Annotated in this window: 4 protein-coding genes and 2 pseudogenes; 5 read left to right on the top strand and 1 reads right to left on the bottom strand. The window is 70.3% G+C overall.

Annotated features, from left to right (window positions below):
- Positions 1 to 111 precede the first annotated feature (111 nt).
- The 5 genes and pseudogenes from BFF77_RS36825 to BFF77_RS13155 form a co-directional block, all read left to right on the top strand.
- Positions 112 to 296: pseudogene (locus BFF77_RS36825) on the top strand (spermidine synthase); the annotation flags it as partial.
- Positions 297 to 298: 2 nt separating this feature from the next.
- Positions 299 to 800 (top strand): annotated as a pseudogene (locus tag BFF77_RS13170) (spermine/spermidine synthase domain-containing protein); the annotation flags it as partial.
- Positions 801 to 913: 113 nt separating this feature from the next.
- Complete coding sequence (locus BFF77_RS13165) at positions 914 to 1,651, top strand: response regulator transcription factor (RefSeq protein WP_066948181.1); 738 nt, start codon at positions 914 to 916, stop codon at positions 1,649 to 1,651.
- Positions 1,652 to 1,758: 107 nt separating this feature from the next.
- Complete coding sequence (locus tag BFF77_RS13160) at positions 1,759 to 2,814, top strand: HAMP domain-containing sensor histidine kinase (protein ID WP_066948195.1); 1,056 nt, start codon at positions 1,759 to 1,761, stop codon at positions 2,812 to 2,814.
- Between the two features lie 310 nt (positions 2,815 to 3,124).
- Positions 3,125 to 6,994, top strand: a complete 3,870-nt coding sequence (locus BFF77_RS13155; protein ID WP_066948178.1) for a multifunctional oxoglutarate decarboxylase/oxoglutarate dehydrogenase thiamine pyrophosphate-binding subunit/dihydrolipoyllysine-residue succinyltransferase subunit — start codon at positions 3,125 to 3,127, stop codon at positions 6,992 to 6,994.
- A 111-nt stretch (positions 6,995 to 7,105) separates the two neighbouring features.
- Here the strand turns inward: BFF77_RS13155 and fxsT are convergent, their stop codons facing one another.
- Positions 7,106 to 10,126 carry an FxSxx-COOH system tetratricopeptide repeat protein gene (gene fxsT / locus BFF77_RS13150; RefSeq protein WP_066948175.1) on the bottom strand — a complete coding sequence of 1,007 codons (3,021 nt, stop codon included), beginning with the start codon at positions 10,124 to 10,126 and terminating at the stop codon, positions 7,106 to 7,108.
- Positions 10,127 to 10,189 lie beyond the last annotated feature (63 nt).

The raw sequence follows: 10,189 nt of genomic DNA, 5'->3' as shown, positions 1-10,189 counted from the left end.
TCCGCGTCCCGGGCCCGCCTCCGTGCCCGCCTCCGGATTTGTTCCGGTCGCGCCCTCGCACCAGGATGTTGGTGATCTGTTCCACCGACGGACACCGACGGAAAGGTCCGTATGCCCCTGCCCGCCACTTCCGTAGCCCTGGCGGTCCCCGCCCCGCTCGCCGGCCCGGACTCCGCTCCCGTCACCCTCGACCGCCGCGACGGACCCTACGGCGAGATCGTGCTGCGACAGCGCGGCGAACGGCTGGAAATCATCGCCAACGGATGCTTCCTGATGGACACCTCGGACGGCCGCTCNNGGCGCCGGCGCCGCGGCCGTCCGTCCTCGTCGGCGGACTCGGGGTGGGCTTCTCCCTCGCGCACGCCGCCGCGGATCCCCGCTGGGGCCGGATCGTGGTCGTCGAGCGCGAGCAGGCCGTCGTCGACTGGCACCGCGAGGGCCCGCTCGGCCGGATCTCGGCCGCCGCGCTCGCCGATCCGCGGGTCGCGATCCTCTGTACCGATCTGATCGAGTACGTACACACCACCACGGAGCGTTACGACGCGCTCTGTCTGGACATCGACAACGGACCCGACTGGACCGTGACCGAGGGCAACGGGAATCTGTACTCGGCGGACGGTCTGGCCGCCTGCCGCGCGCGGCTGAAACCCGGCGGTGTACTCGCCGTATGGTCGGCGCGGCCCTCGCCCGCCTTCGGCCGGACGTTGCGGAATGCCGGTTTCACCGGGGTACGGGAGGAAGAGATCCGGGTTGCCCGAGGCGTACCCGACGTGGTCCATCTCGCTGTTCGCACTGCGTAGCCGGAAGGCTCCCGCTGCCTCTACGCTGCACCACACACACATCGATCCACATCCGCGTCGGACCTGTGGATCGCGGGAACAAGGATCGCGGAACGCGTACCAGGGGCGGGGCGATGGAGCAGACACACACCAGCCACAACGGAGTCGCGGCGACGCCTGGCGCCCAGCGCCGGGTCCTGGTCGTCGAGGACGACGCGACGATCGTCGACGCCATCGCCGCACGGCTGAGGGCCGAGGGATTTCTGGTGCAGACGGCGGTGGACGGCCCGGCGGCCGTCGACGCGGCCGAGGCCTGGCAGCCGGACGTGATGGTCCTCGATGTGATGCTGCCCGGTTTCGACGGCCTCGAGGTCTGCCGCCGGGTCCAGTCGCAGCGCCCGGTGCCGGTGCTGATGCTGACGGCCCGCGACGACGAGACCGACATGCTGGTCGGCCTCGGCGTCGGCGCCGACGACTACATGACCAAGCCGTTCTCCATGCGGGAGCTGGCGGCCCGGGTGCATGTGCTGCTGCGCCGGGTGGAGCGCGCGGCGCTCGCCGCGGTGACCCCGCGCAGCGGCATCCTGCGTCTGGGCGAGCTGGAGATCGACCACGCGCAGCGCCGGGTGCGGGTGCGGGGCGAGGATGTGCATCTCACTCCCACCGAGTTCGATCTGCTGGTATGTCTGGCCAACACACCGCGCGCGGTGCTCTCCCGGGAGCAGCTTCTCGCCGAGGTGTGGGACTGGGCCGATGCCTCGGGCACCCGTACGGTCGACAGCCATATCAAGGCGCTGCGCCGGAAGATCGGCGCCGAGCGGATCCGGACGGTGCACGGCGTCGGATACGCGCTGGAGACTCCCGCGCCATGAGCCGACCGGGCTCCGGCGCGGCGGACACCCGCGCCACCCACGACACCCGTGCCACCCGTGCCGTCCACGACACGGACGCGCACGGCGGCGGTCCGGAGACCAAGGGCCTGCGGCCGTTCTCCATCAAGGCCAAACTGGGCACCCTGGTCGTCGTCTCCGTCTTCATCACCACCGGTCTGCTGATGGTGGCCCTGCGCACCGAGACCGAGCTGCGATTCATCACCGTCTTCTCGATGATCGCCACCCTGCTGATCACCCAGTTCGTGGCGCACGGTCTGACCGCGCCGCTCGACGAGATGAACACCGTCGCCAAGGGCATCTCGCACGGCGACTACACCCGCCGGGTCAGCGGCGCCGACCGCCGGGACGAGCTGGGCGACCTCGCCTCCACGATCAACCGCATGGCCGACGACCTGGAGGCGGAGGACCGGCACCGCAGGGCGCTGATCGCCAATGTCTCGCACGAGCTGCGCACACCGATCGCCGCGCTGCGGGCCGTGCTGGAGAACGTCGTGGACGGGGTCTCCGCCGCCGATCCCGAGACGATGCTGACGGCGCTGCGGCAGACGGAGCGGCTCGGCCGGCTGACGGCGACCCTGCTCGACCTGTCCCGGCTGGACAACGGCGTCGTACCGCTGAGGGCCCAGCGCTTCGAGGTGTGGCCGTATCTCTCCGGGGTGCTCAAGGAGGCCAATCTGGCCGCCTCGCAGCGCGCGACGAGTTCCGGCTCCGGCAATCACGCCCGTACGGACGTCCATCTGCACCTGGATGTCTCACCGCCCGAACTCACCGCGCACGCGGACGCGGAGCGGCTGCACCAGGTCGTCGCCAACCTCATCGACAACGCCGTCAAACACAGCCCGCCGCACGGCCGTGTCACCGTGCGCGCGCGGCGCGGCGCGGCTCCCGAGTCGCTCGAACTGGAGATCCAGGACGAGGGTCCCGGTATCCCCGAGCAGGAGCGGCACCGGGTCTTCGAGCGCTTCAACCGGGGCACCGCGCCCTCGCCGCACGGTCCGGGCAACGACGGCGGTACCGGCCTGGGGCTGGCGATCGCGCGCTGGGCGGTGGACCTGCACGGCGGCCGGATCGGCGTGGCCGAATCGGCCCGCGGATGTCTGATACGCGTCACTCTTCCAGGAACGGGCCAAGCGCACGGTTGACGTACGCTTCGAACTGTTGAGGCACGTTCCCGCCCGGTCCCTGCCAGGTCCCGGGGATACGTACCGGACGTGCGCCGCGCGAGCACGGCGGAGGCCGGCCATCGGGCCGTGGCCCGGCCGTAACCCGCCCGTCGCATGCCCTCACGCCGCAGAACCTCGCTAGTTTCCCGCCATTTCACCCACTGAAACCCGCCGTCGGATGTGACTTGCACGACGATGGCACGCCCGGTCTGCAACTGAAGGCCTGGTAGGCGTAGCCTTGATTCCCGCTGTCCATCACCTTGTGAAGCGGAAGAGGGCGGTTCACGCCGTGTCGTCTCAGTCCCCCAGTAACGCGAGCATCTCGACCGACGAAGACGGGCAGGGCAAGAACCCTGCCGCTGCCTTCGGAGCCAATGAGTGGCTCGTCGACGAGATCTACCAGCAGTACCTCCAGGACCCGAATTCGGTCGACCGTGCCTGGTGGGACTTCTTCGCCGACTACAAGCCGGGCGCTCCCGGCACGGCGGGCGAACCCACCCCGAGCGCTGTGACCGCGGTCGCGGGGGCTGCGGTGACCACGACCCCGGCCGCCCCGGCCCAGGCCGCGCCCGCGGCTCCGGCGAAGCCCGCCACCGCGGCTCCGGCCGCACCGGCCGCCGCCGTCCAGCCGCCGGCCGCGCCCGTGGCCCCGGTTCCGGCTCCCGTACGGGCGGCCCCGGCACCGGCTCCCGCCGCGCCCGCACGGCCCGCCACCGCCGCACCCGCGGCTCCGGCCGCCGCCCCGGCCGCCAAGGCCGCCCCGGCGCCCGCGAAGCCCGCCACGGCGCCCGAGGGCCCGGAGTACGTGACGCTGCGCGGCCCCTCGGCCGCCGTCGCGAAGAACATGAACGCCTCGCTGGAACTGCCCACGGCCACCTCCGTGCGCGCCGTCCCGGTGAAGCTGCTCTTCGACAACCGCATCGTCATCAACAACCACCTCAAGCGCGCGCGCGGCGGCAAGATCTCCTTCACGCACCTCATCGGGTACGCGATGGTGCAGGCGCTCAAGGTGATGCCGTCGATGAACCACTCCTACGCGGAGCGCGACGGGAAGCCGACGCTGGTCAAGCCCGAGCACGTCAACTTCGGTCTGGCCATCGACCTGGTGAAGCCGAACGGCGACCGCCAGCTCGTCGTCGCTGGCATCAAGAAGGCCGAGACGCTCAACTTCTTCGAGTTCTGGCAGGCGTACGAGGACATCGTCCGCCGCGCCCGCGCCAACAAGCTGACGATGGACGACTTCACGGGCGTCACCGTCTCCCTGACCAACCCGGGCGGTCTCGGTACGGTCCACTCCGTACCGCGTCTGATGCCCGGTCAGTCGGTCATCATGGGCGTCGGTTCGATGGACTACCCGGCCGAGTTCCAGGGCACCTCGCAGGACACCCTGAACAAGCTGGGCATCTCCAAGGTCATGACGCTGACCTCGACCTACGACCACCGCGTCATCCAGGGCGCCGCCTCCGGCGAGTTCCTGCGGATCGTCAGCCAGCTCCTCCTCGGCGAGAACGGCTTCTACGACGAGATCTTCCAGGCGCTGCGCATCCCGTACGAGCCGGTCCGCTGGCTCAAGGACATCGACGCCTCGCACGACGAGGACGTCACCAAGCCCGCGCGGGTCTTCGAGCTGATCCACTCCTACCGGGTCCGCGGCCATGTCATGGCCGACACCGACCCGTTGGACTACCTCCAGCGCAAGCACCCCGACCTGGACATCACCGAGCACGGGCTCACGCTGTGGGACCTGGAGCGGGAGTTCGCGGTCGGCGGCTTCGCCGGCAAGTCGATGATGAAGCTGCGCGACATCCTGGGCGTGCTGCGCGACTCGTACTGCCGCACCACCGGCATCGAGTTCATGCACATCCAGGACCCGAAGCAGCGCAAGTGGATCCAGGACCGTGTGGAGCGCCCGCACGCCAAGCCCGAGCGCGAGGAGCAGCTCCGCATCCTGCGCCGGCTCAACGCGGCCGAGGCGTTCGAGACGTTCCTCCAGACCAAGTACGTCGGCCAGAAGCGGTTCTCGCTGGAGGGCGGCGAGTCCGTCATCCCGCTGCTCGACGCCGTTCTGGACGCCGCCGCCGAGTCGCGGCTGGACGAGGTCGTCATCGGTATGGCCCACCGCGGCCGGCTGAACGTCCTCGCGAACATCGTGGGCAAGTCGTACGCCCAGATCTTCCGCGAGTTCGAGGGCAACCTCGACCCGAAGTCGATGCACGGCTCCGGCGACGTGAAGTACCACCTGGGCGCCGAGGGCACCTTCACCGGTCTGGACGGCGAGCAGATCAAGGTCTCGCTCACCGCCAACCCGTCGCACCTGGAGGCGGTCGACCCGGTCCTGGAGGGCGTCGTCCGCGCCAAGCAGGACATCATCAACAAGGGCGGCACGGACTTCACGGTGCTGCCGCTCGCGCTCCACGGCGACGCGGCCTTCGCCGGCCAGGGCGTCGTCGCCGAGACGCTCAACATGTCGCAGCTCCGCGGCTACCGCACCGGCGGCACGGTGCACATCGTGATCAACAACCAGGTCGGCTTCACCGCCTCGCCGGAGTCCTCCCGCTCCTCCATGTACGCGACCGATGTCGCCCGCATGATCGAGGCGCCGATCATCCATGTGAACGGTGACGACCCGGAGGCCGTGGTCCGTGTCGCGCGGCTCGCCTTCGAGTTCCGCCAGACGTTCAACAAGGACGTCGTGATCGACCTCATCTGCTACCGCCGCCGCGGTCACAACGAGGGCGACAACCCGCAGTTCACCAACCCGCAGATGGTCCGGCTGATCGACAAGAAGCGCTCGGTGCGCAAGCTCTACACCGAGTCGCTGATCGGCCGCGGCGACATCACGCTGGAAGAGGCGGAGCAGGCGCTCCAGGACTTCCAGGGCCAGCTGGAGAAGGTCTTCGCCGAGGTCCGCGAGGCCACCTCGCAGCCCGCCGCGCCCCAGGTGCCCGACGTGCAGGCCGAGTTCCCGGTCTCCGTCGCCACCGGCGTCTCGGGCGAGGTCGTCAAGCGGATCGCCGAGTCGCAGGTCAACATCCCGGACACGGTCACCGTCCATCCCCGGCTGCTGCCGCAGCTCCAGCGCCGCGCGTCCTCGGTGGACGACGGCACGATCGACTGGGGCATGGGCGAGACCCTCGCCATCGGCTCGCTGCTGATGGAGGGCACCCCGGTCCGGCTCTCCGGCCAGGACACCCGCCGCGGTACGTTCGGCCAGCGCCACGCGGTCCTGGTCGACCAGGAGACCGGCGAGGACTACACGCCGCTCCAGTACCTCACCGGCGAGCAGGCCCGCTACAACGTCTACGACTCGCTGCTCAGCGAGTACGCGGCGATGGGCTTCGAGTACGGCTACTCCCTCGCCAGGCCGGACGCGCTGGTGATGTGGGAGGCCCAGTTCGGTGACTTCGTCAACGGCGCGCAGACGGTCGTGGACGAGTTCATCTCCTCGGCCGAGCAGAAGTGGGGCCAGACCTCCGGCGTCACACTGCTGCTGCCGCACGGCTACGAGGGCCAGGGCCCGGACCACTCGTCCGCGCGCCCGGAGCGCTTCCTCCAGATGTGCGCGCAGAACAACATGACGGTCGCCATGCCGACGCTGCCGTCGAACTACTTCCACCTGCTGCGCTGGCAGGTCCACAACCCGCACCACAAGCCGCTCGTCGTCTTCACGCCGAAGTCGATGCTGCGTCTGAAGGCCGCGGCCTCGAAGGCGGAGGAGTTCACCGGCGGCGGCTTCCGCCCGGTGATCGGTGACACGAGCGTGGACCCGAACGCGGTGCGCAAGGTCGTCTTCTGCGCCGGCAAGGTCTACTACGACCTGGACGCCGAGCGGCAGAAGCGCGGCATCACGGACACCGCGATCCTGCGCCTTGAGCGGCTGTACCCGCTGCCCGGCGCGGAACTCCAGGCGGAGATCGCCAAGTTCCCGAACGCCGCGACGTACCTGTGGGCACAGGAGGAGCCGGCGAACCAGGGTGCCTGGCCGTTCATCGCGCTCAACCTGATCGACCATCTGGACCTGGCGGTCGGCGCCGACGTCCCGGGTGCCGAGCGGCTGCGGCGCATCTCGCGCCCGCACTCGTCCTCGCCCGCGGTCGGCTCGGCCAAGCGGCACCAGGCGGAGCAGCAGCAGCTCGTCAACGAGGTCTTCGACGCCTGACGGCCTCACCGCCCGTACGCACGGTCCGGCGCCCGTAAGCAAGGACAGCACGGACAGCACGGAGGCCCGGTTCCGCGAACTTCGCGGGGCCGGGCCTTCCGCGTACCCGGCTCAGACGCTCGGCGGTTCGAAGTCCCAGTAGGGCCGGTTGCGTGAGCGGGCCGCGACGGTGTGCACATGCTGGGCGCCGAGCGTCTGCGCCAGGTCCTCCAGCGCCTCTCCCTCGGTCTTCTCGGCCCGCTGCGCCTCGCCCAGCGCCCGCAGGTCCGCCGCGTGCGCGATACGGGCGGAGAGCGTCAGCGGATGGGTGCGGCCGAGGACCTCGGTGGCCCGGGCGATGGTGTCACCGGTCAGCGCGGCGGCGCCCTCCAGATCGCGCACGATGTGGCACAGCGCGGAGGCGTTGATGGCGCAGCCCAGTGTCCACGGGTGGTTCTCGCCCACGGCCCGTGTCATGTCCACGAGGGCCTCCTCGATGAGCATATGGGCCTGGTCGCGTTCCCCGACGTTGCGCAGGATCAGGGCGTGGTTGGCGCGGGTGCCCGCGACGAACGGATGGCCCTCCCCGAGCATCGCCACATAACCGTCGACGACACGGCCGCTTATGGCCAGGGCCTGGTCGATGTCACCGTGCTCACGGGCGAAGCAGCTCTGGCCGGCCGCGAACATCATGGTCAGCGGGTCCTGTTCGCCCAGGACGCGCTCACAGCTCTCCAGGACCTGGGTGAACAGCTCGCCGGCCTTGCCGCGTTCGCCCGCCCGGTAGAGGCACAGCGCGAGATTGTGCTCGGCGCGCAGCGTCTGCGGATTGTCCCGGCCGAGCACGATGCGGTGCACGCGCACGCTCTGCGACTGGAGCGACTCGGCCTCGCTGTAGCGCCCGAGCAGGCGCAGGTCCGTCGCGTAGTTGATCTCGGAGAAGAGCGTCCAGGCGTGCCGTGGCCGCAGAAGCTGCCGACGGGCCTCCAGGGTGCGCCGGTTGAGGTCCAGCGACTCCTTGTACCGGCCGAGCAGCCGGTGCGAGACGGCCAGGTTGTTCTGGGCGTTGAGCGTACGGGAGTCCTGCTCGCCGAGGAGTTCGCGGTAGGAGACGAGGATCCAGCCGGAGACCTCGAAGGCCTCCTCGTACCGGCCGAGGCCGCGCAGATCGGCGGCGAGCCCGCCCGCGGCCCGCAGATGCTCCAGGTCCTTCGGGCCCTTCTCCGCGCGCAGATGCTCGACGGCGGCCCGCTCGATGGCCTCCGTACCGGCGTAGTCGCCGACGGCGCGCATCACATTGGCGTAGTGGTAGCTGAGGTCCCAGATCCTCGGATGGGCCTCGCCGAGGAGCGCCCGCCACGCGTCCAGCGCGCGTCGCCCGAGTTTGATCCCGGCCCGGTACTCGCCCGAGAGGTACATGTAGCGCAGGCAGTTGAGGATCAGGGTGTGCATCGCCGGGTCGGTGCTCTGGAGCACGTCGGCCCACTTGAGGTGCGGGGTGATCTCCGCGTACCGGGGCCAGAGCCGGGTGTCGGTGGGCCGGCCGGGGTCGGCCTGCACCAGTGCCCGCCGTACGACCTCGATGAACTCCTTGTGGTCCTGCGAGGGCATGTCCTGGTGGACGATCTGGTGGACCATCCGGTGCATGTAGAGCGTGTCGCCCGCCACACCGGTCAGGCCCTCGCCGTTCACCGAGTCGTGGACCTCGCGCTCGCCGACGCCGGCGGCGCGCACGACGGCGTACTGCCGGAGTTTGCCGATCGCCCGTGCCCAGCGCACCGGGTCGTCGACCAGCCCGCGGAGCTTCTCCGGGAGCGTGTCCGGCGGCAGGTCCCGCACCAGCCGTACGGGGATGGCGCCGGGCGCGAAGAACGTGCACAGCCGGAGCAGGTCGACCGATTCGGGGACCGTCTCACGGAGCTTGTTGAGCAGTATCGACCAGCCGGTCTGGAAGGCGAGCGGGAAGTCGGCGGAGACCCTGACCACGTCCTGGTCGATGCCGTCCTCCAGCAGCTCGATGTACTCGTCGACCGACATGTCCGAGTCGTTGAGCCAGCCGGCCGTCTGGTCGAGCAGCAGCGGCAGGTCTTCGAGCGCCTCCGCGAGCTGGTCCGCCTCCGCGTGGCTGAGCCGTGGCGCCCTGCGGCGCACGAACGCCACCGACTCCTCACGTACGTAGACCGGCACCTCCAGCAGGACGCTGTTGTGCTCGCCCCACTCCGGATTGCGCGCCGTGATCAGCACATGCCCGGGACCGTTCGGCACCAGGTCCCAGATCTGGTCGGGCTCGTCGGCGCCGTCCAGGACGAGCAGCCACCGGCTGTACGGATCGCCGCGGCGCAGCGCGTCACGGGCGGCGCGCAGCCGCTCGCCGTACTCCACACCGGTGGACAGGCCGAGCGCCGGGGCGAGTTCGGCGAGTTTCTGCCGGCAGGTGACCCGCTTGTCGGCGGAGACCCACCACACCACGTCGTACTCCGCGCCGAAGCGGTACACGTACTCCGCCGCGAGCTGTGTCTTGCCCACGCCCGACATCCCGTGCAGGGTGACCACTCCGGCGCCGCTGCCGGCCGCCTGGAGCGCGTGATAGGCGTCGTTGAGCAGGCCCTCGCGGCCCGTGAAGCGCGTGTTGCGGCGCGGGACTCCGCCCCACACATCGGGCGTGTCGGCCGGGTAGCGCGGGCCGCGCCGGGTGTCCACCAGCTCCGGGCGCGGATCGGCGGGCAGGCCGAGACGGGTGAGGATGCGCCGCTCGGCCTCCTCCTGGCCGAGCGTCGTCAGATCGGCGGCGGCGAGGACGGCGGTGGCGCCGGGCAGGGCGGAGGTGGTGATGGTGACTGCGGCGAACCGGTCGGGCTCGGGAGCCACGACCTCGCGCAGCGCCCTGTTCCACTCGTCGTGGGTGCGCGGGCCGAGCTGGAAGTACCAGTCGCTCAGGATGACCAGGACGGGACCGGGGGCCAGCAGCAGGTCCCGCAGCGACTCCTCCAGCGGTGTCTCCACCGGCGGGTCCCACCGCTGATAGACGACCGGGAGTCCGCGCCGCTCCAGACGGTCCCCGATCCAGGCCGCCCAGGGCCGGTTGAACCCGGCGAAACTGATAGTGACAGCCTGCGGCCCGGTTGCTCCAACTGGCTTACGCACTGGGGGCATTCGGCCGTCTCCCTGCATCGTCATACGCCCTTTTAACATACCCCGGAGCACCGGGAATCCATC

The organism is Streptomyces lushanensis (assembly GCF_001700515.1).
GTDB classification, from domain to species: Bacteria; Actinomycetota; Actinomycetes; order Streptomycetales; family Streptomycetaceae; genus Streptomyces; species Streptomyces lushanensis.
The sequence above is the reverse complement of the archived record's forward strand: the minus strand, read 5'-3'. Positions and strand labels throughout refer to the sequence as shown.

Excerpts from the sequence above, each read along its gene's own strand:
- BFF77_RS13165 (WP_066948181.1), top strand. The coding sequence starts at position 914 with ATGGAGCAGACACACACCAGCCACAACGGAGTCGCGGCGACGCCTGGC.
- fxsT (WP_066948175.1), bottom strand. The coding sequence starts at position 10,126 with ATGCCCCCAGTGCGTAAGCCAGTTGGAGCAACCGGGCCGCAGGCTGTC.